The sequence below is a fragment of the Deltaproteobacteria bacterium genome (genome assembly GCA_009692615.1).
In the GTDB taxonomy this organism is placed as follows: domain Bacteria; phylum Desulfobacterota; class Binatia; order UBA9968; family UBA9968; genus DP-20.
This window is the reverse complement of record SHYW01000037.1, coordinates 1-26,357: the sequence shown is the minus strand read 5'-3', so window position 1 is coordinate 26,357 and position 26,357 is coordinate 1. Positions and strand designations below refer to the sequence as shown.

Genomic DNA, 26,357 nt, shown 5'->3' with positions numbered 1-26,357 from the left:
TCCATGAGTCAGCCAAGCTTGATCCCTGAAGTCATCCACTCGAAGCGCACTTCGAACCTAATTTTGCTGAGCGTTTGCCTCGGCCAAGCCCTGGTCGGCCTCGATCAACGCGCGATCACCGTCGCCCTACCGACGCTGACGACGACGTTCAACACCGCGTTCACGACCATTCAATGGACGATCCTCGTCTACGATCTCGTCTTGATCGGCTTGATCATCACCATGGGCCGGCTCGGCGATATGTTCGGCCGGCGCCGTTTCTACACCCTCGGCTTTTTAATCTTCGTCTGCGCGTCGGCAATCTGCGGCATCACCCAAACCACCGGCCAATTAATTTTTTTCCGCGCGGTTCAGGCCATCGGCGGTTCCATGATCGCCGCCAACGGCCGCGCCATCGTATCGGTCAACTTGCCGGCGGAAGAACGCGGCCGCGCCTTGGGACTCACGTCGACGGCGTTTCATGTCGGCTTTCTCACCGGCCCCGCGCTCGGCGGATTTTTGATCGATAGCCTCGGTTGGCGCTGGATTTTTTACATCAACATGCCGTTTAGCCTGGCCGGCGCTTTCCTAGCGTGGAAAATCGTTCCCGAAACGCGCATGCCAGGCAAGACCTCGGTGGATATTGCTGGAGCGGTGCTATTGCTCTTGACCAATGGCCTGTTCATCTACGCCATCGATCAATTGCCGCGCGTCGGCTGGCGCCAGCCGGGTTTCTTCGCGCCCATGGCACTCGCGGCTGTCGCGCTGCTGTTTCTGATACGCGTGGAAGCCCGCGCCAAATTGCCGATACTCGTACTGACCATGTTTCGCGCCCGGCTGTTCAGCGCCGGCATCGCCAGCCTGTTCGTCCTCGCCGCCACGCTGTCGGCGATTAATTTTCTCCTGCCATTTTATTTGCAAAGCCTATTGGGCTTTTCCGCTACGCAGACCGGCTGGATCATCGTCGCCGACTCGGTGATCATCATGGTCATGGCGCCCATCGCCGGCGCGTTGTCCGATCGCCTCGGCTCGCGCCTGCTCTGCACCCTCGGCTGTGCGGCCGTCGCCGTCGCGCAATTGCTGTTGGCGTCGATCGATCTGCACGCGTCGCTGTTTCGAATCATACTGCCGCTAATGCTCTGGGGCATCGGCTGGTCGCTATTCAACGCGCCCAACCAGCGCTCCATCTTGGGCGCGGTGGCAACGGATAAAATCGGCGCCGCCGCCGGCATGATCGCCACCACGGCGCGCACCGGCGGTGCCATGGGCGTGGCTCTATCGGCAACGCTATTCGGCTATCTCCTCGCCGGCGCTGGATTGCCGGCCAGCCAAGTGAATTCGCCGGCCAGCTGGCGCGCCGCACCTGAGTTATTTATGTCCGGTTTCTCAACGACGATTTACGCCTTGAGTTGTTTCACCCTGCTGGCGGTTTTCACTTCCGCGATTCGCGGTCGGCAACTAGATAGCTGACCGCCTGGCAACGCTTTGAATTCACGAGTTCCCTTGACAGCAAGCAGATAGCTCGCCTAATCTCCGGCCATTACGACAGCACCGGAGGTATAGATGAATCACGGATTATCGAGAATTAAACTGGCCGCGGTGTTTGTTCTAGCGTTTCAGCTGATCCTGGGCGCGAAACTGTTCGCCGCCGAAGCGCCAACACTACGCGGCGTCTACAACGCGCTCGGCGGGAACATGTAGGTGGTTTGGGTCGCCCATGATCTCGGCCTGTTCACCAAGCATGGCTTGCAACATAGCCTGGATTATCTCGCCGCCACCACTGCCATTCAAGCCATCGCCGCAGGCAGTCAAGACATCGGCCTGGTCGGCAACCAAGGCATTGATGTCGCCCTCGAAGGCGCCGACACGGTCTATGTCGCCGACACCGCGTCACGCTTTCTCTTTCAGCTCTACGGCGACCCGTCGATTAAAAGCGTCGCCGATTTGAAGGGCAAGGTAGTCGCCGCCACCCAGCCCGCTGCTTCCAGCGACTACGCCCTGCGCATATTGTTGCGCAAATACGGCTTGACGCCGGACAAGGACGTGAAAATCATTTACGCCGGCAGCAGCCCGGCGCTGCTGTCGATGTTGAAAGGCGGCAACGCGGTGGCCGGCTTGATGACCGCGCCGGCGATTTACGCCGCTCAAGAAGTGGGCTTGAAGGAAATCGTCAACGTCACCGATCTCAATATTCCGTTTATCTTCGTCGGCGTCGCCACCACACGCCGCGTGCTGCAACAGAAACCGGACGCGGTTATGCGCTATCTGCGCGGCTACACCGAGGCGATCTCGGTGATCTTACGCGACAAAGAAACCGCCCTTAAAGTCATCAGCAAGTATATGAAAATGGACAACCGCCAACATCTTGAAGCGGTCTACAACGAATTTACGCCAGTGCTCCAGCGCGTGCCCTTGATGAACAAAAAAGTTGTCGAAGCGGTGCTTGAAGTGGTCAAAAGCCCCAAGGGCGTGCAGGCCAAACCGGAAGTTTTTTACGATAACTCCTACCTACAGAAACTCGAAGCCAGCGGCTTTATCAATTCGCTCTATCCACGCTGAGACTCTCGACGCCAGGGAGGCATGGATGAACTCGCTTTCGCTCTTAACCTGCTGCCGGCGCCTAAAGCTCGCTGCGCTCCTCGCCATGACGCTGCCGGCGATTCAGCTAAACGCCGCCGAGGCGCCGTCCCTGCGCGGCGTGCACAACGCTCTCGGCGGCACCATGACGCCGCTGTTCGTCGCCCAGGATCTCGACCTGTTCGCCAAGCATGGCTTGCAGCATAGCCTCAACTATCTGCCGGCCACCACCGCGGTCCAAGCGCTCGCCGCCGGCAGCGAAGAGATCGGTTTGGTCGGCAATCAGTGCGTCGATGTCGGCCTCGAAGGCGCCGATACGATCTACGTCGCCGCCACCGCGTCGCGCTTCATCTTCCAACTCTACGGCGATCCAGCGATTAAAACCGTCGCCGATCTGAAAGGCAAAGTGATCGCCGCAACCCAGCCCGCCGCATCCACAGACTATGCCGCGCGCATTTTGTTGAAAAAGAATGGCCTAGTAGCGGATAGCGACGTGAAAATTATTTACGCCGGCAGCAGCCCGGCGCTGTTGTCGATGTTAAAATCCGGCAACGCCGCCGCCGGCGTGATCAACGCGCCGGCAATCTACCAAGCCCAAGAGATCGGCATGAAGCCGATCGCCAACCTTACCTCGATGAATATTCCGTTCATCTTCGTCGCCGTCTGCACCACCAAAAAAGTCATCCGGGAAAAACCGGATGCTATCATTCGTTATTTGCGCGCCTACGCCGAAGCGATATCGATAATCCAGCGTGACAAGGAAACCACGATTAAGATCATGGGCAAGAATATGAAGATGGACAACCGCCAATGGCTCGACGCGGTATACGACGACATCGCCAAGGTCTTGCAGCGCACGCCCTACATGAGAAAACCGGAAGTCCAGGCGGTGTTGGACATCGTCAAGAATCCCAAAGCCGCGCAGGTCAAATCGGAAGATTTTTTCGACAACTCATTTTTGCAGAAACTTGAATACAGCGGCTTTATCAACTCGCTATACAAGCGCTGAACCATCAGTCTCCAGGGAGGGAAAAAGATGCAACGATTATTAACGCTCTGCCAGGGCATAGCCCTCGTCGCACTGGTCCATCTGACGCTAACGGCGAACCCGGCGCTGAACGCCGCCGAAGCGCCGACCATCCGCATCGTCTACAATGCCTTGGGCGGTTCCATGGCGCCGCTGTGGTTGGGACAAGAGCTCGGCCTCTTCGCCAAGCATGGTTTGCAGCATAGTCTAAGTTACCTAGCGGCGACCACTTCGGTCCAAGCGATCGTTGCCGGCAGCGAAGACATCGGCTTGGTCGGCAATCAATGTGTCGATCTCGCCCTCGAAGGCGCCGAGACGATTTACGTCGCCAGCGATATTTCGCGCTTCGTTTTTCATCTATACGGCGATCCGGCGATCAAGTCGGTGCACGACCTCAAAGGCAAAGCGGTCGCCGTCACCCAAGCGGCGGCGTCGACGGACTACGCCACCCGTATCGTATTGCGACGCTACGGGCTGGTTCCCGACAAGGACGTGAAGATTCTTTTTACCGGCAATATGCCGGCGCTGGTCACGACGGTGAAATCCGGTAACGCCGCCGCCGGCCTGATGTCGGCGCCGACGACGATTCAAGCGCTGGAGCTCGGCTTGAAGCCGATTCTCAACGTCACGGAAATGAATATTCCCTTCCTCTTCGTCGGTGTCTGCACGACGCGGAAAATGATTCAACAGCGGCCCGATACCGTTACCCGGTTTCTGCGCGCCTACGTCGAAGCGCTGGCGATCATCCGCACGGATAAGGAAACCACCTACAAAGCGATGGGCAAATTTTTGAAAACCGACAACCGTCAAATTCTCGAAAGCATCTACGACGACTACGGCAGCGCCTATCAGCGCGTGCCGCTGATAACCAAACAAGAAGTCCAAGCCGTGCTCGACGTCGTCAAAAGCCCCAAAGGCGTACGCGCTAAACCGGAAGTCTTCTACGACAACTCCTTCGTGCAAAAAATCGAAGCGTCGGGGTTTATCAACTCGCTCTACGCGCGCTGAACTGAGATTGGTGGAACTAAATCTCGATGTTTCAGATAGGTGATTAAACCAGGTCAACTCTGACCCGCCGTCCCACCATCGCGGCGGCGCGCTGCAAGCTTGACAGCGTGATGTCGGTTTCTGGATTAAGCAGCCGGTCAATCTGAGTTCGACTTGTCTTTAGCAGCGTCGCCATCCGCGCTTTCGAAATTCGCTTCTTTTTCATCGCCTGGCCGAGCTGCCAAGCCACGACCTCTTTGATCGCCTTGGTTTGGGTCACTTCAAAGATGCCCTCGTCTTTGAGGTAATCGTCAAGGCTGGAACCGAGATGTTTCTTTTTCATTGGTCAAATTCCTTCTGGCGTCGACGCGCCAATTTCAAGTCGTCGTCCGCAGTTTTTTGCGTCTTCTTAATGAACCCATGAAGCGCGATCAAATGTCCGGCCACGAAACATAACAATACTCTGGCAATGCGGCGGCTCGGCAATTCCGTCCGCACTTCCCACAAGCCTTGGCCCAATGGACGACATAATGGCATGCCAACCGGCCAGCGCCACTGGGCACGCATCAAGTCAAGGCCAACGGCTCTGCGGTCTGCCCTCGGCAAGCTCTGCAACCATTCTCGGACAGGCTCAGCCCCGGAAGCGCTCCGGTAGAAGATCAGCTGTACTTTCTGGTTCTCCGCCATACCGTCACCCAGCGAAGCGATTGTACCGGTAAAGGTGCACTATGGCAATTTAAACATTGCTCACAGGACTCATTGTGATTGATGGCAAATTGCAGCGGGCTGGCATTCATTAAAATAGTCCGCTACCCATTTGCACATGTCCTGGTACCTCCACATCGACATGGACGCCTTCTACGCCTCGGTGGAAGAAGCGCTCGATCCGAGTTTGAAAGGCAAACCGGTGATTGTCGGCGGTCGCAACGGCCGCGGCGTGGTCACTTCAGCATCCTACGCGGCGAGAAAATTCGGCGTGCGCTCGGCGATGCCGGGGTTTCAAGCGAAAAAACTTTGTCCCCAAGGAATCTTCTTGCCGAACCGGCGGGGAACTTATGTGGAATTTTCCCGCAAAGTCTTCGCCATCCTCGAACATTATTCACCCGAAGTGCGCAAGCTCTCCATCGACGAAGGGCTGGTCGACCTCACCGGCACGGAACGACTACTCGGCACGCCGCTAAAGATCAGCGATGAAATCATTCGGCGCATCGAGAAAGAACTTGGCTTGCCATCTTCCGCGGGCATTTCGACGAGCCGCGTAGTCGCGAAAATCGCCGCGACCCTGGCCAAACCCCACGGGCTGGTCTATGTGCCGGCGGGCGCGGAAGCGGAATTTCTCACGCCCCTAGCGGTGGAGATGATCCCCGGCGTCGGCCCCAAAACGCACAAGAGCTTGCTTCAGCGCGGCATCAAGACCATCGGCGATTTGCTCGCCAGGCCGGAACTCGCGGCGCGCTATCTCGATCTGAGCGAAACCACCGGACCCGAGCGCCACCACGATCATTCCATCGGCAACGAAACGACGGTGGCCGCACCGCTTAAAACCGTCGCTGAAATGGAACAAGTGCTTTGGCAACTGGTCGAAGAAGTCGGCGGCCGGCTGCGCCATGAAAAGCTTTTCGCCCGCTGCATGACGGTCAAGATTCGCTATGCCAATTTTCAGACGATCACTCGCTCGCGCACGCTGTCGTCGCCCACTTGTTACGACAAAGAAATTTTCCAGATAACCAGCGCATTGCTGCGCGACAATCTCGCCAGAGGCAGGCCGGTGCGCCTATTGGGCGTGAGCGCCAGCGCGCTGCAAGACTCCGGCTGGCAGGAGCCGTTGTTGAACCGCGACCAACGCAAATCGTTTGAGCGTCTCTACGAAGGCATCGACAAACTGCGCCGGAAATACGGCGAGCAAACCATCGGCGCCGCCACGCCGCGCAAACGAACGAGTTGATTTTAACTATAAAGCTTCATACTGTTTTTATCTCGACAAACATCATGGCTACACCGACTCATGCTTTTCTTGCCGCCTGCCGGCGCGAACCCACTTCTTTCACTCCCGTCTGGCTCATGCGCCAAGCCGGCCGCTACATGGAAGACTACCGCAAGCTGCGCGCCCAACATGGCTTTCTCGAACTGTGTAAAAGACCCGATCTGGCCACCGAGATCACAGTCACGCCGGTGGAGAAACTCAACGTCGACGCGGCGATCTTGTTCGCCGATATATTGCTAATCCTCGAACCCATGGGCGTCGGTTTAGAATACTCTAAAGGCGACGGCCCGGTGCTGCACCGCCCGGTGCGCAGCGGCAAGGATGTCGACGGCTTGAAAGATTTCAACGTCGCGACCGAGCTCGCCTATGTTTACGAATCGGTGAAAAAAATTCGCCAAGAGCTCAAGAACAAAGTTCCCTTGATCGGCTTCGCCGGCGCGCCGTTCACTTTGGCTTCCTATCTCATCGAAGGCGGTGGCTCGCGCAATTACATTCATACCAAGAAACTTTTTTATAATGCGCCGGAAGCGTGGAAACGTTTGATGGAGCGGCTAGCCAAGCTCATCGGCGAATATTTAAACTGTCAAATCGCCGCCGGCGCCCAAGCGGTACAGATTTTCGACAGCTGGGCCGGTTGTCTGACGCCCGCCGACTATCAACAGTTCGTACAGCCTTACACCAAAGCGGTGATCGACGCGGTCACGCCCGGCGTGCCGGTGATCAACTTCAGCACCGGCACCACCGGCCTGCTGAAAAACGTCCGCGCCGCCGGCGGCGATGTCATCGGTCTCGACTGGCGCGTCAATCTCGACGAAGGCTGGGCCGCCGTCGGTCACGATGTCGCCGTCCAAGGCAATCTCGATCCGGTCGCGCTGTTCGCGTCGCCGAAAGAAATCAAAAGTCGAGTCGCGGAAATTCTCCGCCGCGCCGCCGGCAGACCGGGCCATATTTTTAATCTCGGCCACGGCGTCCTGCCGGAAACGCCGGTCGATCACGTCATCGCCATGGTCGACGCCGTGCACGAACTGAGCGCAAGGTGAAAAAAATGGAGTGATGGGGTATTGGAGTAATGGAGTGTTGGGACAGACGGGAAGTGCTTTGTCTTTAGCATCATTCCAACACTCCAGTACTCCATCACTCCATTGAGGATCCCCCTATGCACAAAAAAATCACTCGACGAGCTTTTTGCTCGGTGCTCTTGACTCTGCCCTTTCCCGCTCGGGCGCAGCAGCCGAAGAAAGTCCCTCGGATAGGGTATCTATCGTCGGCCGATCCAGCTCGCGAGTCCGCCCGTTCCGAAGGAATTCGGCTGGCTCTGCGCGAGCGTGGCTACATAGAAGGACAGAACATCGCCATCGAGTACCGATATGCGGAGGGGAAGCGCGATCGGACTCCTGAGCTTGCAACCGAGCTGGTGCGTCTCAAGGTTGATATCATCTTGGTAGCTGGAGGGACCGGACCGGTCCGGGCGGCCAAGAATGCGACCAAGACGATTCCCATTGTTATGACGGGCGGTGGGTCGATCCTGTCGAGGCAGGCCTAATTGAAAGCCTCGCCCATCCCGGCGGCAATGTCACCGGCATTACAAACCTTGCCAGAGAACTCGGCGGTAAGCGGCTGGAGATCCTCAAAGAAGCGGTTACCAAAGTTGCCCGTGTCGCGGTTGTCTACGATCCGGCCGTTCCGGGCACTGTACTCGACATGAAAGAGGTTCTCCCAGTCGCGGCACGTGCGCTGCGGTTGACTCTTCAGCCTTGGGAGATACGAGCTGCGGACGATATCGACAAGATTTTTGCTGCGATGGGCAAGCAGCGCCCGGATGGACTCTACGTGTCCGGGGGTGGGCTAATGAATAATAACCAGAAACGAATTGTGAGCTTTGCGATAAAGAGCCGGTTTCCTGCGATCTATACTGGCAGAGACTGGGCAGAGGCTGGCGGTCTCATGTCCTACGGGGCGGACCAAGCGGAAAGCTATCGGCGCGTCGCATATTTCGTGGACAGGATTCTTAAAGGCACCAAGCCCGCCGAACTGCCGGTGGAGCGGCCGATGAGGTTCGAGTTCGTCATCAATTTGAAGACCGCTAAGCAGATCGGCGTGAACATTGATCCGAATGTCATGGCGCGGGCGACAAGGCTGATCAAGTAGGCAACAGGCATCAGGTAATAGGTAACAAGAATATTCGATTGTATTCATTCCTTCGCCCGCTGTGCGGGGAGGATCAAGGTTAAAGCTGTCCAGCAATGACTTTATCATACGACGCTGTGTTGCTGATCGCCTTCGGCGGCCCGACCTGTCCCGAAGAGATCCGCCCATTCCTCGCCCGCGTCACCCAAGGCATTCCGATACCGGCCGCGCGACTCGAAGAAGTCGCCCATCACTACGAAGCGGTGGGCGGCAAATCGCCGCTCAACGCAATCACATTCCGACAAGCAAACGCGCTAAAAAAAGTCTTGAATGATCAACTTCCCTTCTACGTCGGTATGCGCAACTCAAGCCCGTTTTTCAGTGAGACCCTGAAAGAAATGGCACGAGATGGTGTGAAGCGCGCGCTCGGCTTCATTCTTTCCTCCCATCGCACCGAAGCGAGTTGGGAGCGCTATCAGAAAAATATTGCCGACGCCCGCGCGGAGATCGGTGGCGCGGCACCGGAAGTCGGCTACTGCGACGGTTGGCACGATCAACCGCTGTTCATTCAAGCGTGGGCGGAGTTGATTCAAGCCGCGATGACAAGCCTAGATGTCGATACGCGAGGGCGCACGCCGGTGATTTTTACCGCCCACAGTTTGCCGACCGCAATGGCGGCGCGCTCGCCTTATGTCGAACAACTAACAACCAGCGCGAAATTGATCGCCGCAAAACTCCATCATCCGCGCTGGTCCCTCGCCTATCAAAGCCGCAGCGGTAGACCGACGGATCCTTGGCTCGAACCGGATATTGGCCGCGCGATTCGTGACTTGGCGGCACAAGGCGAGAAACTAATCGTCGTCGCGCCCATCGGTTTTGTCTGCGACCATGTCGAAGTGCTCTACGACTTAGACATCGAAGCCAAAAAGATTGCCACCGATCTCGGCGTGAATTTAATTCGCGCCAGCTGTCCCAACGATCACCCGACTTTTATTCGCATGATCGCCGAGGTCATCGAACAAGCTATTTCATGATTCATCGCGTCATTGTCATCGGCGGCGGCATCGCCGGACTCGCCGCCGCGCATCGCCTCACGGAACTTGCCAGCGCGAAGTCACTCAGCATCGACATTAAATTGCTCGAAACCTCAGCGCGTCTCGGCGGCTCCATCGCCACCGAGCGCATCGGCGACTTTCTCATCGAAGCCGGACCGGATTCGTTTATCACCGAAAAACCCTGGGCGCTCCGGCTCTGCGAGCGCATCGGACTTAGATCGCGCTTGGTTTCGACCCAAGCGGCCAATCAGAAAATTTTTATCGTCCATGGCGGTAAGCTCGTGCAACTCCCAGAAGGTTTCTTCTTGCTCGCACCGACGCGCCTGTGGCCGTTCTTGCAAACACCGCTGTTCTCCTGGGCCGGCAAGCTGCGCATGGCGAGCGAAATATTTTTGCCGCGCGGCGCATCGAATGACGACGAAAGCCTCGGCTCCTTCGTGCGCCGCCGCTTCGGCAACGAAGCTCTTGAACGAGTCGCCCAACCTTTGGTCGGCGGCATCTACGCCTCCGATCCCGATCAACTAAGTCTCAACGCCACGATGCCGCGCTTCCAAGAAATGGAACGCGACAAGCGCAGCGTCATTTACGCCATGTGGTCGGCCCAGCGTGAGCGCGCCAAAAGTGCGACGTCAGCCGAAACCGGCAGCGGCGCGCGCTGGAGTTTGTTCGTCACCCTCGCGGGCGGCATGCAGGAACTGGTCGACAACCTCGCCCAGCGGCTGGCGCCAGGCACCGTGCGTTTAAATTCTGCGGCGACAGAATTGAAACGCAACACCGATAACACTTGGCGCGTCACGGTGGGCGGCAATGAAATCATCGAAGCCGACGCGGTCATCCTCGCCGCGCCGGCGTTTCGTTCCGGCCAATTGCTCGAATCTATCGACTCCAACGCCGCCAACGATCTGAAAAACATCTCCTATGCTTCCACCGCCACTGTCAGCCTCGCTTATCGGCGCGCAGATTTTCCTCAAGTACCGAATAGCTTCGGCTTCGTCGTGCCGGCGATAGAGAAACGCAAGATCATGGCGTGCACCTTCAGCAGTTTAAAATATCCCGGCCGCGCGCCTGACGATTGTGTGCTAATGCGCGCCTTTGTCGGCGGCAGTCTGCAGCCGGAATTATTCAGCGACGACAATCAACGGATGGAGCAGAACGTCCGCGATGAATTAGCAGCGTTGCTCGGTATCCGCGCTAAGCCGCAATTCGTCCGCATCTGGCGCCACCCCAACTCCATGCCGCAATATCACGTCGGCCACGACGCCCGCATCAAGCGAATCGAAGCGGCATTGCAATCATTTCCCGATCTCGCCCTCGCCGGCAGTGCCTATCACGGCGTCGGCATCTCGGATTGCGTCCGCACCGGCGAAGAAGCGGCGGAAAAAGTTTTTGCCCAAGGTTCCCCGTAGGGTGCGCAAGCGCACCCTACAAGCCCTTATCGCGAATCGGGTTTCACTTTCTCCTTGACGCCCGCACAACTCCCGGTTTATGAATTCGCTATCGTCGCGATCGTAAGGAGTATTTTTTCAATGATGATCATCGATTCCCAAGTCCACATCTGGGCACCGGAAACAGCGGAAAAACCTTACGCCGTCGACAACGCTTCCAAACCGCACCGCACCACGCCGCTCGGCCACGATGAACTGCTGCGCGAAATGGACGGCGCCGGCGTAGAGCGCTGTATTCTCGTGCCGCCGACTTGGGAAGCCGACCGCAACGATACGTCATTGGAGGCGGCGCGTTTGCATCCCGATCGCTTTCGCGTGATGGGCAGATTAGCGTTAACCAAACCCGAAAGCCGCGCGTTGATGGCGACCTGGACGCAGCAGCCGCATATGCTCGGCATCCGCATGGTTTTCAATCGCGGCCAATCGGCGCAATGGTTGAACGACGGCAGCGCCGATTGGTTTTGGGCCGCCGCCGAACGCTACGACGTGCCGGTGATGGCGATGGCCCCCAACGACGTGCCGAAATTTGGCGAGATCGCCGAGCGCCATCCGGGTTTGCGCTTGATCGTCGATCACATGGGGCTCAACACCATGTGGCGCGGCAAATCCCTCGAACCGGCGGTCGCCGACGTGATCAAACTGGCGCGCCACAAAAATATCGCCGTGAAAGTTTCCGCGTTGCCGTGCTACGTCGATGAAGCGTATCCGTTTCCGACTTTGCATCCGTTGGTGCGCCGCGTTGTCGACGCCTTCGGGCCGCAGCGTTGTTTTTGGGGCACCGATCTTTCCCACTTGCCTTGTTCGTACAAACAAGTGGTGACGCTGTTCACCGAAGAAATGAAATCGCTCACGGCCAATGAATTAGAATGGATCATGGGCCGCGCCATCGCCGAATGGCTGCGCTGGCCGCTGGCGAAATAATTGGAATGGCATGCAACGGTCAGAGATTACACCGCTGTGACGCCGAGCGTAGGGGTCGACCTGTGTGTCGGCCCTCCGGACGGGTGGACACATAGGTCCACCCCTACCGATGAATTGTTCTTCACGGGAAAGCCACAATCAGCAAATCATTTGGAGGAGAAGACAATGAACATCATCAATCGCGATTTGACCAGCGAAAAAGACGGCGTGCCCGGCTACCTCGCCCATCCCGACCGCGAAGAACCGGGGCCCGGCATCATGATCGTGCATCATCACTACGGCTGCACAGGCAACATGAAAGTCAAAGTGTGCGACTACGCCAAGCTCGGCTACACCACCATCGTTCCCGATTTATATAAAATGCTCGGCGCCGCCGACGGCGTGCACGAAGCGCAGAAGACGACCACCGACGGACAATTCATCGAGATCCTCACCCGCGCGTGGAACTATCTCACCAGCAGACCGGAAGTCGACGCCAAACGCTGCGCCGTGGTCGGCTACTGCATGGGCGGGCGCATTGGCATTCACTTCGTTGCCGCGACGCCGAGCGTGGGCGCTTTTGTCGGCTACTATCCATCGGTGCGCGATGAAGAGCCGAGCAAGCTGCGGCCGCGCCATGCCAACGACGCCGTCAAAGACATCAAATGCCCGTCGCAAATCTTCCTCGGCGGCAACGACCATATCGCGACCATTCCGGTGCAGCAAAAGTTAATGGCGAGTTTCCAAGCCAACGGCCAGCCATTGGATTGGCACTACTTCCACCGCGCCGGCCACGGCTTCGCCATGGCGGATGGCGACTGCTACGATCCCGACTTGGCGGATCAGGCGTGGACGCTGATGGCGAATTTTCTCGGCAGGGAATTAGGCAGCCAATAAAATATTTATCTGCCAAGCCGTTGCTCAATGCGGCCGACGCGGCGCAGCAGTTCGCCGACTTCCAGCTCGGCCTTCAAGTTGACGTTGTAGTCCAACTCGCTGCGCATGCGATCCTTGGTGTCCTGGCGATTCTGGCTCATCATGATCACCGGCGCTTGGATCGCCGCCAGCATCGACAAAAACAAATTGAGCAAGATAAATGGATAAGGATCCCAAGGCTTGGAGATAAAAATATTGATCAATGCGTAAATCACCAAGACCACGCCGAAGCTGATTACAAATCGCCACGAGCCGCCGAACTTGGCCACACCGTCGGCCATTCGTTCGCCGAGGGATTCGGCGCCTTCCATTTCAATGTTCAAATTACGCGACACCCGCGTGCGCATGATCTCTTGAGTCTCGCGTAGCTGCTTCTCGATCATCGTCATCATGTCCAATCCGGCGAGCGGCTTGCGCGTCAGCAGGGCGCTAATATCGCCGCGATCGATCTCGATAGCGCCGGTGTCTTCGAGCGCCACGGCGGTGGTCAGATGGTTCGCTTGAGCGAGCAACGACGACATGCCCAATAGTCCGCCGGCTTCCGCTTCCTCGAGCAAGATTTCTTCGTCGGCTAAATCCCGAATACTGACGTTCACTTTACCGAATTGGATGAGATAGGCGTAATGGCCAGGCTCACCAGTGCGAAATATCGTCTCGCCTTTGGCGAATGTTCGAACCGACACTTGCTGCGCCAAGACTTGCCGCTCGTCGGCGTCGAGCAAAGCGAACAGAGGCACATCGTTGAAGATATCAGCATTGACCATGGCGTCCCCCGTAGTTCGTTTGAGACTTTGTCCCGGTAAAAACTTCGATCACCGAGAGATAACCTCTCGGTGTTTAGAGGTCAATGAATTTCTCTGCGGTGAGCAACAACGAACTGCAATTGTGAAATTTTAACATTGCTTGAAGTTCTAAACGGATTGCCCGGCTGCCCAACCCGACGACCAAGCCCACTGAAAATTGAAGCCGCCGAGATGGCCCGTGACATCGACGACTTCGCCGATGAAATAGAGGCCGGGGACGATTTTCGATTCCATCGTCGTCGACGAGAGTTCATCGGTGTCGACACCGCCAAGCGTAACTTCGGCGCTGCGATAGCCTTCGCTTTCGCTCGGCTGCATGCGCCAGCTCTTTAAGCGCTCGCAGACGCCGCGCAGGTCGCGCTGCGTATATTGACGCAGCGGCCGGTTGCCCAGTTCGATATCGCACAAGCGCTGCGCCAAACGTTTTGGTAAAAATTCGCCGAGCACGGTTTTCAACTCGGCATCTGGGCGAGCCGATTGCCGTTTCTTGAGCCAAGCATCGGCATCGGTCAAGGGCAGAAAATCCAGCGACAATTCTCCGTCCGGTTTCCAATAGGACGAGATCTGCAAGATCGCCGGGCCGCTGATGCCGCGATGGGTGAACAACATGGCGTTGGAAAATTTCTGCCGGCCGCAGCCGACTTCTACCGGCACAGCGACGCCTGATAAATCTTTGTAGCGCACCAAATCGTCAGCACCAAAAATCAACGGAACCAAACCCGCGCGTGTCGGCACCACGCTGTGACCTAATTTCTTCGCCAATTCGTAACCAAACGCCGTCGCGCCAATCTTGGGCACGGACAAACCGCCGCAAGCGATCACCAGTGAAGCCGCAGCCATCGAGCCGCGGTTGGTTTTGACGATGAAGCCAACCGCGCCGCGTTCCACGCCGGTGACATGGCAATCGGTGCTGATCCGCACGCCAGCCTGGGCGCATTCGTCGCTGAGCATTTTGACGATCTGGCGCGCCGACTGATCGCAAAATAGTTGGCCAAGCTCTTTCTCGTGGTAAGCGATGCCGTGGCGCTCGACCATGGCGATGAAATCCCACTGGCTGTAGCGCGCCAGCGCCGACTTGCAGAAATGCGGATTGGCCGAGATAAAATTATCCGGCGTGACGTAGAGATTGGTGAAGTTACAGCGGCCGCCGCCGGAGATGAGAATTTTTTTGCCGACCCGGTCGCAGTGCTCGATGACCATCACGCGCCGGCCGCGCTTGCCCGCCTCGATGGCGCACATCAAACCCGCGGCGCCGGCGCCGATAACGACAACATCGAACTGGGTCATTGTCTAGTCGGACGCGGCGAACCGATAATAAAGCCGGCTAGTTTCAACGGAGTTTGCAGATTCCGCTGATTAATTCAATTTGGGGTTCCATTACGAACATGCAATCGGACATGCGGTTGCTCACCTGATTGTAGTTCCTGGCATTCTGATTGTACTCGTCGACCAACCCAGTCAATTGCGCCTCGTTGGTTCGCGCCGTCGAAAACGCTAAGTAGGCCGCCGGCCCGCCGCATGCCTTTGCGCCATAAGCCATCAATCGGCATTGCGTTAAATTATCGGCTCGCGGTTCGCCGATTATATCCTTGATCATCCGATCGAGTATGTTCATCCGGTCGATGTACGGTTGACCTGCCTCGGCGGCCGACAATTCACGCTGATCATCGTGGATTGTCGCGAGTGCAAAAATCGCCGCTGCCAGCAAAAACTTCCCGAGCAACACTTTTGGAAATGACATCGTGCGTCCTCTAGCTTTCGCGACTAACCAAATTATCGAGCCTTATTTCTTGAACGCTTTGAGATAGGGCGCGGCTTCCTCAAGCACCTTTTGAAAAGAAGCGCGCTCGGCGAGCCGGTTCATGTACGCAACGACATTCTTGTGCTTGGCGAACGGATAAACCATCCGACAATAACCCAGCGCCGGCGCCGCCGCGCAGTCAGCCATGGAGAATAAATCGCCCATCGCCCAACTCTTGTTCGCCATCTCCTGATCGATCATCGCGAACGAAATATCCAAGAGATCCTTCGCCTGCTGCACGCCGTACGGATCTTTCTGACCTTCAGGGCGAAAGCCATCGAAGAAAATCTTCACCATCGGATCGTTGACGTAGAGATCGAAGAAGCGATCGCGCATGCGCACCTGGCGCGCCAGATCCGGATCGTCGGGAATTAATTTCATACCGCCGGGGCAATGCCGGTCGATGTACTCGACGATAATGCTCGACTCCGGCACGCTCCACGACTTTTCTTCGATACGCAGAAACGGAACTTTACCCATCGGGTAAATCTTCTTGTACTCGTCCTTAGCCTTCTCATCCATCAAGTTGATCAGCACGGGTTCAAAGGCGCAGCCCTTCTCGTAAAAGGCCATGAGAGTTTTCTGGGAATATGAAGAAAGTGGGTGGTAGTAGAGTTTCATGTAACTAATCTCCTCAGCTTACGATTTCAGATAATCCCCTTCGCTTTAAAATCCGCGATCTGCTGATCTGAATAACCGAGAGGTTTTAAGTAATCGGTATTATGCTCGCCCAACTCCGGCGGCGGCAGTGGATGAGGATTTTTGTCGTCGCTGTAGATGTTTGGAAACGCCACGGTGCGGATGTTCGGTTTGTCTTGGCGTTCGAGAGTGATTTCCAGGCCCATATGTTTGATCTGCGGGTCTTGGAAAACTTCCTGCATGTTGTAGACCGGCGTGTGCGGCACGTCTTCGGCTTCAAGCCGTTCCATCCAGTGCGCGCGCGGTTTTTCCTTGAAGAACTCGCCGAAAGTTTTAGCCAGTTCGTCATAATTCTTGCGCCGGTTCGGCCGCGTGCTAAAGCGCGGATCGTCGATCAGTTCCGCATGGCCGGCGGCTTTGCACAGCCCTTCCCAAAACTTCTGCGGCGAAGATAGATGAATCGCGAACATCGCGCCGTCGGAACCGGTAAATGCGTAGGTCTGGGATTGCATCGGCCGGGTGTACGGACCGGGAATTTTTCCAGTCGCCAGTGCATCGGTCGCCGGCGCAATCAAGAAAGCCAAGATCGAACCGGCCATGGTCGTATCGACCTGCTGGCCTCTGCCGGTTTTCGCCCGCGCGGCGATGGCGCCGAGCACGCCGATGGTCGCGAACATGCCGCTCAAACTGTCGGCGTAATTGGGACCGATGGGACGCGGATTCTTGGCATCCATCAATAAACTCATCATGCCGCCGAGCCCTTGGCCGACGGTGTCGTAGGCCGGCCGTTTCACGTACGGACCCGTCGGTCCAGTGCCGGTGATCGACAGATAAATCACGCCGGGATTGGTTTTGCTCACGCTTTGATAATCGATGCCCAGCCGCTTCATGACGCCTGGGCGATAGTTGTCGAGCACCACGTCGGCTTTCCTCGCCAGCGCGAGAAAGATTTCTTTGCCTTCAGGCGTCTGCAAATTCAACGTGACGCTGCGCTTGCCGCGATTATACGCCCAAAAATTCGGCTCATCGCCGCCCAAATCCCAACCGCGAAACGGATCGCCGCCCTTAGGATTTTCTACCTTAATAACTTCCGCGCCCATGTCGGCGAGCAACATCGCGCCGTAGGGACCAGAAATAAAATTGCCCAGTTCTAAAACTTTGATGCCTTCCAAGCAGCCGTTCATTAGGATCTCCTAGGATGATCTTTGATCTTCACTTTGCGCCTTTGCGGAAAAATCAGATTATCCCCTTCTCCTTAAACTCGGCGATCTTCGCGTCATCATAGCCGAGCGCTTTCAAAAACTCGCCGTTGTTCTCGCCGAGCTCGGGCGGCGGAGAAGGAAACGGCGACGGTGTGTCGCTGTGGGTGAGCGGAAATTTTACCGTTTTGATCGTCGGTTTGCCTTGGCGCTCGATGGCGATCTGCATGCCCATGTGTTTGACCTGGGGATCGTCGAAAACTTCTTTCAAATTATAGACCGGCGTGTGCGGCACATCGTTGGCTTCGAGCTGTTCGACCCAGTGGGCGCGCGGCTGCTCTTTGAAAAATTCCGCGAACACTTTGTTGAGATCGTCATAGTTGGCGCGCCGGTTGGGCCGGGTGTTGAAGCGCGGATCTTCGATCATCTCGGGACGGCCGACCGACTTGCACAAACCTTCCCAAAACTTTTGCGGTGAAGATAAATGAATCGCCAACATCGCGCCGTCGGCGCAGGCGAACGCGTAGGTCTGCGATTGGCGCGGCCGGGTGTACGGACCGGGAATGCGCCCATGCGCCAGCGTTTCCGTCGCCGGCGCATTCAAGAAAGCGAGAATCGATCCCACCATGGTCGCGTCAACCTGCTGGCCTTTGCCCGTCGTCGTGCGCGCCATCAGCGCGCCGAGCACGCCCAGCGCCGAGAACATGCCGCTCAAGCAGTCCGCATAAGCGGGACCCACCGGTTTGGGATTTTTCGGATCCATCAGCACGCTCATCATGCCGCCCATGCCTTGGCCCACGGTATCGTAGGCAGGCCGTTTGACGTACGGACCGGACGGGCCGGTGCCGGTGATCGAGCAGCAAACGATTTTCCCATTGATCTTGCTCAGCGACTCGAAGTCGATGCCGAGCTTCTTGGTCACGCCCGGACGATAGTTGTCCATCACCACGTCGGACTGCTTCACTAGGCCGTAGAAAACTTCTTTGCCTTCCGGCGTCTGCAAATTCAGCGTCACGCTCTTCTTGCCGCGATTGTACGCCCAGAAGTTGGGCTGATCGCCGCCGAAATCCCAACCGCGAAACGGATCGCCACCCTTGGGATTTTCCACTTTGATAACTTCCGCGCCCATGTCCGCTAGCAACATCGCGCCGTAGGGCCCGGAAATAAAATTGCCCAACTCCAAAACCTTGATACCGTTTAAACACCCGCTCATACTTCTGTCTCCTTAATTTTTTTCTTACTAATGCCTACTGCCTGTTGCCTAATGCCTTCCGCTTCGGATAATGAACTTTCATATCTCCCATTTCGCAGGAGAACAAGATGGCAACCGCACCGGTTACAGATATCCTCGCCCACTTCGTCACCACCACAGAGATCGGCTCCATGTCGGAGAAGACTCTGAGCAATGCCAAGCTGCATATTCTAGACACCTTCGGCGTCGCCCTCGCCGGAGTGAGCACGCCGGTGGCGGACATAGCGCTTGGCTACTGCAAAAGTCTCGGCGCGTCGAGTGAAGCATCGATCTGGGGGACGAAAGCAAAAGCAGCGGTCTCCACCGCCGCGTTTGCCAATGGCCTGTTATCTCACGCGCTCGACTACGACGACTGGGACGCCTTCATCCACGTCGGCCATCCGAGCAGCATGCTAGTCGGCGCCGCGTTGCCGCTGGCGGAAAGTATTGGCGCGTCGGGAAGAGATTTGCTCAAAGCCTACGTCCTCGGCATCGAAGTGATTTGCAAACTCGCCGCCAACGCACCCAACGTGCAGGACCGCGGCTTTCACAGCACGCCAGTATTCGGCAGCCTCGGCGCCACCGTCGCCTGCGCTAGTTTGTTGAAATTGGACATCGACAAAGTCAAAGCCGCCCTCGGCATCGCCGCCTCCGCCGCCGGCGGCATTCATCGCCAACAGGGTTCAATGGTCAAACCGTTTCATGCCGGCAACTCGGCGCGCAACGGCGCCGAAGCGGCGCTGCTCGCCAGCCAAGGTTTCACCGCCGACGCCGCCATATTCGAAGCGCCGCGCGGCTTCTGCGATACCTTCTTCGGTCCTGAAACCTGCGACTATGACAAAATGATCGACAGCATCGGCAAGCCGTACTTTTTAGAAACGCCGGGGCTGGGTTTGAAATGGCACCCGTGCAGCGCGCCGCAGTTTCTCGCCGCCGACACCGCGCTGCACTTGAAGCGCGAACATAAAATCGACATCGCCGACGTCGCCAAAATCGCGGTCAGCATCCCGCCCAAACGCTACGCGCGCCACTACGCGGCGGAAGTCAAAACCGGCCTGCGCGGCAAGTTCGCCATCAACTTCGTCGTCGCCATGTGCTTTCTCGACGGTAAATTGGAAATCTCCACGTTTACCGATGAGAAAGTCAATCGGCCGGAAGTGCAAGCCGCGTTTAACAAAGTCCAAGTCATCTGCGACGAGAGCATCCCCGAACCCGGCCCCTATTGTCCGGTCAGCGTCGAACTGAAAAACGGCACGCGCCACAGCTTCACGGCAAAAATCGCCAAAGGCGACCCGCGCAATCCGATGACCGAAGATGAAGTGACCGAGAAATTTCGCGGCAACGTCAAAGCCGTGCTGTCGGAAGACCGCAAGCGGAATCTCATCACTGCGGTGCAGCAACTAGAGACCATCGATAACATGCAGAAGCTGGCGAGTTTGCTAACACCGGCGTAAGCAGGATCCCTAGGATGGGTGGAGCGAAGCGATACCGATCATCGCAAACCACGCATCAAGTATTTCATGGGCACACTAATACAGATCACCGCTCGCGATGGCCACACCCTCGACGCCTACCTGGCCCGGCCTGCAAGTAATCCGCGCGGCGGCATCGTCATCGCCCAAGAAATGTACGGCGTCACGAGCTACTTGCGCGACACCTGCGATTTCTACGCCGCCCAGGGCTATCTCGCCATCGCCCCGGCGCTCTTCGACCGCCGGCGGCGAAATCTGGTCCTGGAATACAACCAGCAAAACCACGATCTCGCCCAGACCATTTATAAGAACTGGAACTGGGAGCACGCCCTCGACGATCTCGACGCCGGCAAGAGCGCCGTCATGGAAGCGGGGAAAGTCGCCATCGTCGGCTTCTGCTGGGGCGGCACGCTGGCTTGGCTCGCCGCCTGCCGGCGCGGCTACGCCGCCGCCGTCGCCTACTACGGCTCGATGATGCCGGACTTCGCCGCGGAAACCTCGCGCTGTCCCGTCGTCGCCCATATCGGCAGCGCCGATACGACCATGCCGAAAAAACGAATAGATCTATTTCACCAAGTGCAACCGACCGTTCCCATCCACATCTATCCCGCCGCCCAGCATGGCTTCGACAATCCCAGTCGCGCCGATCGGTTCCACGCAGAAGCCTGCCAGCTTGCGCGCCAACGGACGCTGGAATTCATCGCCCAACATGCTGAGAAAAGAAGTTAGCATAACGGAGCGCGAACATTCCTGTCCGCGTCTTCTAATCGCGGGTTAGAAAACCCGCACTCCTATCAACATAGCATCGTTCAGTCATGAGGAAATCTCGTTAAATCACGACGGACTTGAATTGGCCGCCGCCGTCAATCAGGATGGGCATGTACTTCGCTGAAAGAAACCGTTCATGTCCGAAGAAACGATCATCGACGCCAACCCATCGCCCTCCCTGGTCAACGCCACCCACTTGGTCTATGCCCTGCATGCACTCAGCCTGGTGATCGGCATCACCACCGCCGCGACCATCATTGGCGCCTTCGTCTTCGGCCTGCCGTCGATCATCGCTGTGATCATCAACTATCTGAAGCGCGGCGAAGCCCGCGGCACGTATCTCGAATCGCACTTTCGCTGGCAGATTCGGACATTTTGGTTTTGCTTCCTCTGTAATCTGGTAGGCTGGTTTTTCTTTATCACATTCATCGGCATTCCCCTGGCGGTGATGATTTTCGTCGCCGCGGGTATCTGGGTCATCTACCGCATTGTGCGCGGCTGGCTAGCACTGCGGGATCGCCGGTCGATGTATGCCAGCCAGTAACCGCGAAATCGATTAATATCTCATGAGGCAGATTAGGTCAGCATGGCGCAAAAATTTTACGTAGTATGGGCCGGACGGCAGACCGGTGTATTCACCGATTGGGCGACGACGCAGCGATCCGTCGAAAAGTTTGCCGGGGCGCGCTTTAAGTCCTTCCCCACCCGTGCGGAAGCTGAGCAAGCTTTCGCTCACGGCGGCGGCGCGAGCCATTCAGCGCGAAGCGCGAACAGCCCCAAAGCCAGCGCGTCGGACAGCCAACGCCGCGCCGCGCATACTGCGCATCGCTTCGATGTCAGCATTTATTGCGACGGCGCTTGCGATCCCAACCCCGGCGAAGCCGGCTCCGGTGTCGTCGTCTATCGCGCCGGCGAACTCGCGCAACTGTGGTACGGCCTGTACAACCCCACGGGCACCAACAACACCGCCGAACTGAACGCGCTCTATCACGCCTTACGCATGGCCGAAGCGGAGATTGAAAAGGGTAACAGCGTCGAGATCTGCAGCGACTCGGCGTACTCCATCAACTGCATTCGCAGTTGGGCGCCGGGCTGGGAAAAGAAAGGCTGGAAGAAACCCGGCGGCGAGATCAAGAATCTGGAAATCATCCAGGCCTCTTACGCGATCTTCGGACGAATCAAAAAACAACTCACCCTCACCCATGTCTCCGCCCATGTCGGCACTGAAGGCAACGAGCTCGCCGACCGCATGGCCATGCTCGGTGCCCAGCGTAAAGAAAAAACATTGCGGCAATATGAGGAAGGATTTGATATTTCGGCGCTGCTCAAGCTGCGCGCGGGATAACTTGATCGTACGGTGCGAATACGATAAGCGGTGCCAGTAACTTGAGAGGAGAATTTCGTTGAAACAAAAATATTTCGATTGCCATTTTCATATCATCGACAAGAACTATCCCGTCGTGGCCAATCAAGGCTTCATGCCCGACGCCTTTGTCAGCGAAGATTATTTAGCGCGCCTGAAAGAGATCGACCTGTGCGGCGGCGCCGTGGTCTCCGGCTCTTTCCAGGAGTTGGATCAGTCTTATTTATATCACGCCTTGAAAGTGTTGGGTCCGACCTTTGTCGGCGTCACCCAAGTGCCGGCGACCATTTCGGATCAAGAGTTGCAGCAACTCAACGACACCGGCGTGCGCGCCGTCCGCTTCAACGTCAAGCGCGGCGGCTCGGAAGATATCAAACATCTGGAAAATTTCGCCCGTCGCGTGCACAAACTGGTCGGCTGGCACACCGAGTTGTATATCGATTCCACCGACGCCACCGCTCTGTTCGACACTCTCGTGTCACTGCCGGCGGTCAGCATCGACCATATCGGTCTCTCCAAAGCGGGCTTCCCGACGCTGCTCAAACTAGTCGAGAAAGGCGTGCGCGTGAAAGCCACCGGCTTCGGCCGCGTCAACTTCGACGTCGGCCCGGCGCTAAAAGAACTCTACGCCGCCAATCCGAAAGCGTTGATGTTCGGCACCGACCTGCCGTCCACCCGCGCGCCAAGGCCATATCTCGATAGCGATTACACGTTGGTGTTAGAAGTCCTAGGAGAAGAAAAGGCCGCGAACGTTTTCTACAAGAACGCGATTGAGTTTTACCGGACAAAGAAGGTTGGGTAGAAGCAGATGGAAATCTCAAAAAAGGGACCGAAGCGGACCCATGACCGCGGCGCTGATAACAAACAATCAATGCCTGATACACAGCCCGCAAAGCCCCAACGGAACTAATCAGAAGATGGTAAAATTGACCGACATGGATTAAAGTTCCTTTGTGAATTATCCTAAGATCCGATCCTGTTTGGGGAATTGCCGATTCACCGAACACGCGCGTCGAGAGATGGAATCGGAATCCTTCGGACTTATTCGCATTGATGAAGTGCTTGAGGCCCTCGATAGCGGCGAGATCATCGAGGATTATCCCGAAGATCAGCCCTATCCGAGCTGTCTGATTCTTGGCCGGACGCGGGCGAATAGACCGCTCCATGTTGTCTGCGCTCCTGTCGTAGACGAGCAGCGTTTGATCGTTATTACAATTTATCAGCCAGATCCGGCGAGATGGGAAGCAGACCTTAAAGGGAGGAAACGGTTATGAAGTGTGTGATTTGTAAAACCGGTGCGGTGACAAAATCCTCAGTCCAAGTCGAAGTTAAAGTTGGCTACGACCATCTGTTGACAACTATCGAGGCTGAAAGCTGCGTTGAGTGCGGCGAGGCTTATTATTCCGCCGAGATTTTGCGGCAGCTTGAGCGATTACGAGACGAGTTTGCCCGCAAAGAGATTGCGCCGCGTTCCGTGGGTACGGTTTACCAGATTCCTTGAAGTTTCCTTGGCGTACCGATCGAGCCAGGTTAAACGAATCGGCGCTTAATGAGACAACTCCGTAAGTTCGACCAGCTAGGAAACATCGTCCCGACATATTCCAACCGACCTATCGTCCACCCAAGCGCCGAGTCCGTACCTCGATAGCGATGACACATTAGTCTTAGAAACCTTGGGAGAAAAAAAGGCGGCGAACGTTTTTTATAAAAACGCTATTGAGTTTTACCGGCCGAAGAAAGTTGGATAGAAGCTGATAGATATTTCGGCGCCGATGCAGTTGCGATCAGTGTGAATAAGAAAATGTTATGCCCTGACAAAGATTTTCATTATTGTTACGCCTACTCCCCCAAGCCACAGATCGGAGCATCCACATGGGAAAGCCATCGTCGCTAATCACGCTCGGCACCGCGGGCGGGCCGTCGGCCCAGCCGGCCCGGGCGCAATCGTCCAATCTATTAACAGTGAACGGGACCCATTATGTCATCGATGCCGGCGATGGCGTATCACGCCGGTTGGCGCGGGCGGGAATCAAGCTAAGCGAGATCGGCATCGTCTTCATCACCCACCATCATGACGATCACACCGCAGGCCTCAGCACGCTCCTGTCCCTGGCATGGGACCGCCAGAGGGTTAAACCGATCGACGTCTACGGCCCGCCGCGCACGGAAGAATTGGTCCAGGCCGCCGTAAATTATTGCGCCATCAGCGCCGAGATCAGGATCGCCGACGGCGGCCGCACCAAGCCGATCGCTCAAGTATTCTGCGGCCATGACCGGGGCACCGGCATGATCTATCAGGACGACAACATCAAAGTGACGGCGGTGGAAAACACCCATTTCAGTTTTCACAAAGGCGCCGCCGCCGGTAAGCACAAGTCTTATTCTTACCGTTTCGAGACTCCCGACCGGGTGATCGTCTTCACCGGTGACACCGGCCCCAGCGCCGCCGTCACCGCGCTTGCCGCCGGCGCCGATTTACTCGTCACCGAGACTTCCTCCTGCGAGGATCGCAAGCAGGCCATGATCGAAGACGGCCGCTGGCAAGCCATGACTCCAGCGGAGCAAGCAGGCATCATGCAGCAAGCGACCCAAGGCCATATGTCATTGGAAGCGATCGGCAAAACCGCGGCGCAAGCTCAAGTCAAAACCGTCGTGCTGTCGCACCTGACCCAGCGCTTCGGCTCCACCGACTACACACCCTGGGCCGATGAAGTGAAGAAATACTTTGCTGGCGCCGTCGTGATCGCCAACGACTTGATGGAGTTTTGAGATCTAGAATCGAGGGAGATATGAAAGAATCAACCGTTTAGGCGAGTCATCGATGTCTGGTGGGTGGATCTGCCGATTTAATCGTGAACCTTATTCGTAACTCGAATAGGTGAGAGAACATAACTCAGAGTGTTAATATTGAAAGGCCTGTCACGGGATAGTGACACTGGATACTGACACAAAATGCCATCGAATTTTATCGGCCGAAGAAGGTTGGGTAAGAGGCGGACCGTACACATCAGCCGACAATTTTGTTTGGCGGGGAATCGTCAGGCGCTATTCTTAACCCACATTCGCCCGTTCGAACCTGCGATCGATTTTGTTGAGGGACCTTTTTCAAATGCAATAGTTGTCAGATGATACAGTGTCAACACTGCATCCTGTAAATCCTGATCATCTTCGAGATCCTCAACGTTAATACTTTGGGTTCTCGCCTCTTGTCGGTCTATTCGTCGGCCGTGGCTCTTGTGCTCAGATGCGTCGTTGAAATATTTAGCCGCGCTGGCCGCCTTCGCAGCGGATTCACCCTTGAACATTCGCTTTGCAAGCCATTCAGCAACCATCCTCTCGCCATAATCTAGCGCGTTTTGTGCCTCTACAAGCATTGCCGGTCCAATCGTTTGAAGAATTGGCGCCCAAACATGTGCAACATTTCTATCGGCGAGAATTTCTTTTTTCGCTCGCTCAAACTGATCGACTATAGCGCGCGCTGAAACCAATCGTCCGCCAAGTGGAATCTGAGGATCTATGGGGCCTAGCTGACTTTGGCGTCCCATTACAATTTTTTCTGCAGCCAAACTGATCATCGTCCCAGCCGACATAGCGAAAGTAGGTATTATGACTTCTATTTGATCGAATTTACTATCGAGATACGCCACGACGCTCTCTGCCGCATTTGTTATTCCGCCGGGGGTGTGCAGAATTAAGGTAAGCCCCTTGCTCCAGTCCATGCCAAACATCACAGACATGAACCCATTGATCTCTTCATGCGTTAACTGAAGATTTAGTGCGTTTGATTGAGGCTTCTGTAAAAAGGCTGAGGCATAGAAGATCACGTTGCGGTTGCCACGTTGCGCCGATATTCTAGCGAGAGTTTGATCTTGACGTCCACGAAGCCAATTCGCCGCGGCCTGATCGGATTTGTTCCTACTTAAGGAATCTCTGAACAAGTCATCTAGCAAGTCGTCTAATAACGAAGAGCAGAAAGACCGACAAGGTGAGGCGGGAGGAAAGAGCGTGGGGGAGCAGACAACGTTTGCGAGTTTGGCGTGGGCGAGAAAGAAAAAGCAGAGCAA

29 protein-coding genes are annotated in these 26,357 nt (G+C 56.5%); 20 read left to right on the top strand and 9 right to left on the bottom strand.

The window, feature by feature from the left end; genetic code table 11:
* Positions 1 to 3: 3 nt before the first annotated feature.
* From EXR70_11080 to EXR70_11065, 4 genes are all read left to right on the top strand, one after another.
* Positions 4 to 1,449: a DHA2 family efflux MFS transporter permease subunit gene (locus EXR70_11080; GenBank protein MSP39022.1), complete on the top strand. Its 1,446-nt coding sequence runs from the start codon at positions 4 to 6 to the stop codon at positions 1,447 to 1,449.
* Between the two features lie 231 nt (positions 1,450 to 1,680).
* Positions 1,681 to 2,538: an ABC transporter substrate-binding protein gene (locus tag EXR70_11075; GenBank protein MSP39021.1), complete on the top strand. Its 858-nt coding sequence runs from the start codon at positions 1,681 to 1,683 to the stop codon at positions 2,536 to 2,538.
* Between the two features lie 25 nt (positions 2,539 to 2,563).
* Positions 2,564 to 3,565 (top strand): ABC transporter substrate-binding protein, encoded by a 1,002-nt coding sequence (locus EXR70_11070; protein ID MSP39020.1) that lies wholly within the window; start codon positions 2,564 to 2,566, stop codon positions 3,563 to 3,565.
* 27 nt (positions 3,566 to 3,592) lie between these two features.
* Positions 3,593 to 4,591, top strand: a complete 999-nt coding sequence (locus EXR70_11065) for an ABC transporter substrate-binding protein (GenBank protein MSP39019.1) — start codon at positions 3,593 to 3,595, stop codon at positions 4,589 to 4,591.
* 43 nt (positions 4,592 to 4,634) lie between these two features.
* Here EXR70_11065 and EXR70_11060 read toward each other — a convergent pair whose 3' ends face one another.
* A complete protein-coding gene (locus EXR70_11060; protein ID MSP39018.1) occupies positions 4,635 to 4,913 on the bottom strand; it encodes a Fis family transcriptional regulator in 279 nt (92 codons plus the stop codon).
* Positions 4,910 to 5,257, bottom strand: a complete 348-nt coding sequence (locus EXR70_11055) for a type II toxin-antitoxin system RelE/ParE family toxin (protein ID MSP39017.1) — start codon at positions 5,255 to 5,257, stop codon at positions 4,910 to 4,912. The genes EXR70_11060 and EXR70_11055 overlap by 4 nt, the downstream gene beginning before the upstream one ends.
* 136 nt (positions 5,258 to 5,393) lie before the next feature.
* Between EXR70_11055 and EXR70_11050 the strand changes: the two genes are divergently transcribed.
* The 8 genes from EXR70_11050 (at position 5,394) to EXR70_11015 (ending at position 12,978) form a co-directional block, all read left to right on the top strand.
* The gene (locus EXR70_11050; GenBank protein MSP39016.1) at positions 5,394 to 6,515 is read left to right on the top strand and encodes a DNA polymerase IV; all 1,122 of its coding nucleotides are present in this window, start codon (positions 5,394 to 5,396) and stop codon (positions 6,513 to 6,515) included.
* Positions 6,516 to 6,559: 44 nt separating this feature from the next.
* A complete protein-coding gene (gene hemE, locus EXR70_11045) occupies positions 6,560 to 7,594 on the top strand; it encodes a uroporphyrinogen decarboxylase (protein ID MSP39015.1) in 1,035 nt (344 codons plus the stop codon).
* 116 nt (positions 7,595 to 7,710) lie between these two features.
* Positions 7,711 to 8,097, top strand: coding sequence for an ABC transporter substrate-binding protein (locus tag EXR70_11040; protein MSP39014.1), 387 nt, complete (start codon positions 7,711 to 7,713; stop codon positions 8,095 to 8,097).
* A complete protein-coding gene (locus tag EXR70_11035; GenBank protein MSP39013.1) occupies positions 8,097 to 8,702 on the top strand; it encodes a hypothetical protein in 606 nt (201 codons plus the stop codon). Before EXR70_11040 ends, EXR70_11035 begins: the two co-directional genes overlap by 1 nt.
* A 95-nt stretch (positions 8,703 to 8,797) precedes the next feature.
* Complete coding sequence (gene hemH, locus EXR70_11030) at positions 8,798 to 9,715, top strand: ferrochelatase (protein MSP39012.1); 918 nt, start codon at positions 8,798 to 8,800, stop codon at positions 9,713 to 9,715.
* Positions 9,712 to 11,142, top strand: coding sequence for a protoporphyrinogen oxidase (hemG, locus tag EXR70_11025; GenBank protein MSP39011.1), 1,431 nt, complete (start codon positions 9,712 to 9,714; stop codon positions 11,140 to 11,142). The genes hemH and hemG overlap by 4 nt, the downstream gene beginning before the upstream one ends.
* A gap of 120 nt (positions 11,143 to 11,262) precedes the next feature.
* The gene (locus tag EXR70_11020) at positions 11,263 to 12,102 is read left to right on the top strand and encodes an amidohydrolase (GenBank protein ID MSP39010.1); all 840 of its coding nucleotides are present in this window, start codon (positions 11,263 to 11,265) and stop codon (positions 12,100 to 12,102) included.
* 165 nt (positions 12,103 to 12,267) lie between these two features.
* A complete protein-coding gene (locus EXR70_11015; protein ID MSP39009.1) occupies positions 12,268 to 12,978 on the top strand; it encodes a hypothetical protein in 711 nt (236 codons plus the stop codon).
* 5 nt (positions 12,979 to 12,983) lie between these two features.
* Here the strand turns inward: EXR70_11015 and EXR70_11010 are convergent, their stop codons facing one another.
* The 6 genes from EXR70_11010 to EXR70_10985 form a co-directional block, all read right to left on the bottom strand.
* Positions 12,984 to 13,781, bottom strand: coding sequence for a DUF1003 domain-containing protein (locus EXR70_11010; protein ID MSP39008.1), 798 nt, complete (start codon positions 13,779 to 13,781; stop codon positions 12,984 to 12,986).
* 147 nt (positions 13,782 to 13,928) lie between these two features.
* The gene (locus EXR70_11005; protein MSP39007.1) at positions 13,929 to 15,107 is read right to left on the bottom strand and encodes an NAD(P)/FAD-dependent oxidoreductase; all 1,179 of its coding nucleotides are present in this window, start codon (positions 15,105 to 15,107) and stop codon (positions 13,929 to 13,931) included.
* Between the two features lie 43 nt (positions 15,108 to 15,150).
* A complete protein-coding gene (locus EXR70_11000) occupies positions 15,151 to 15,561 on the bottom strand; it encodes a hypothetical protein (GenBank protein MSP39006.1) in 411 nt (136 codons plus the stop codon).
* Between the two features lie 42 nt (positions 15,562 to 15,603).
* A complete protein-coding gene (locus tag EXR70_10995; protein MSP39005.1) occupies positions 15,604 to 16,242 on the bottom strand; it encodes a glutathione S-transferase family protein in 639 nt (212 codons plus the stop codon).
* Positions 16,243 to 16,268: 26 nt separating this feature from the next.
* Positions 16,269 to 17,444, bottom strand: coding sequence for a CoA transferase (locus EXR70_10990; GenBank protein ID MSP39004.1), 1,176 nt, complete (start codon positions 17,442 to 17,444; stop codon positions 16,269 to 16,271).
* A gap of 52 nt (positions 17,445 to 17,496) precedes the next feature.
* The gene (locus EXR70_10985; GenBank protein MSP39003.1) at positions 17,497 to 18,672 is read right to left on the bottom strand and encodes a CoA transferase; all 1,176 of its coding nucleotides are present in this window, start codon (positions 18,670 to 18,672) and stop codon (positions 17,497 to 17,499) included.
* Positions 18,673 to 18,779: 107 nt separating this feature from the next.
* Between EXR70_10985 and EXR70_10980 the strand changes: the two genes are divergently transcribed.
* The 8 genes from EXR70_10980 to EXR70_10945 all read left to right on the top strand — a co-directional run bounded on the left by EXR70_10980 (position 18,780) and on the right by EXR70_10945 (position 25,062).
* Complete coding sequence (locus EXR70_10980; GenBank protein ID MSP39002.1) at positions 18,780 to 20,144, top strand: MmgE/PrpD family protein; 1,365 nt, start codon at positions 18,780 to 18,782, stop codon at positions 20,142 to 20,144.
* Positions 20,145 to 20,162: 18 nt separating this feature from the next.
* On the top strand, positions 20,163 to 20,891 hold the full coding sequence (locus tag EXR70_10975; GenBank protein ID MSP39001.1) for a dienelactone hydrolase family protein: 729 nt from the start codon (positions 20,163 to 20,165) through the stop codon (positions 20,889 to 20,891).
* A 175-nt stretch (positions 20,892 to 21,066) separates the two neighbouring features.
* Positions 21,067 to 21,474, top strand: a complete 408-nt coding sequence (locus EXR70_10970) for a hypothetical protein (GenBank protein ID MSP39000.1) — start codon at positions 21,067 to 21,069, stop codon at positions 21,472 to 21,474.
* 42 nt (positions 21,475 to 21,516) lie between these two features.
* Positions 21,517 to 22,275, top strand: a complete 759-nt coding sequence (locus tag EXR70_10965; GenBank protein ID MSP38999.1) for a ribonuclease HI — start codon at positions 21,517 to 21,519, stop codon at positions 22,273 to 22,275.
* A 58-nt stretch (positions 22,276 to 22,333) separates the two neighbouring features.
* Positions 22,334 to 23,095, top strand: coding sequence for a 2-pyrone-4,6-dicarboxylate hydrolase (locus EXR70_10960; GenBank protein MSP38998.1), 762 nt, complete (start codon positions 22,334 to 22,336; stop codon positions 23,093 to 23,095).
* Between the two features lie 217 nt (positions 23,096 to 23,312).
* On the top strand, positions 23,313 to 23,567 hold the full coding sequence (locus EXR70_10955) for a DUF4258 domain-containing protein (GenBank protein ID MSP38997.1): 255 nt from the start codon (positions 23,313 to 23,315) through the stop codon (positions 23,565 to 23,567).
* Complete coding sequence (locus tag EXR70_10950; GenBank protein ID MSP38996.1) at positions 23,564 to 23,794, top strand: YgiT-type zinc finger protein; 231 nt, start codon at positions 23,564 to 23,566, stop codon at positions 23,792 to 23,794. The genes EXR70_10955 and EXR70_10950 overlap by 4 nt, the downstream gene beginning before the upstream one ends.
* A 371-nt stretch (positions 23,795 to 24,165) precedes the next feature.
* Positions 24,166 to 25,062, top strand: coding sequence for an MBL fold metallo-hydrolase (locus tag EXR70_10945; GenBank protein MSP38995.1), 897 nt, complete (start codon positions 24,166 to 24,168; stop codon positions 25,060 to 25,062).
* Between the two features lie 269 nt (positions 25,063 to 25,331).
* Here the strand turns inward: EXR70_10945 and EXR70_10940 are convergent, their stop codons facing one another.
* Positions 25,332 to 26,117 carry a hypothetical protein gene (locus tag EXR70_10940; GenBank protein MSP38994.1) on the bottom strand — a complete coding sequence of 262 codons (786 nt, stop codon included), beginning with the start codon at positions 26,115 to 26,117 and terminating at the stop codon, positions 25,332 to 25,334.
* Between the last annotated feature and the right edge of the window lie 240 nt (positions 26,118 to 26,357).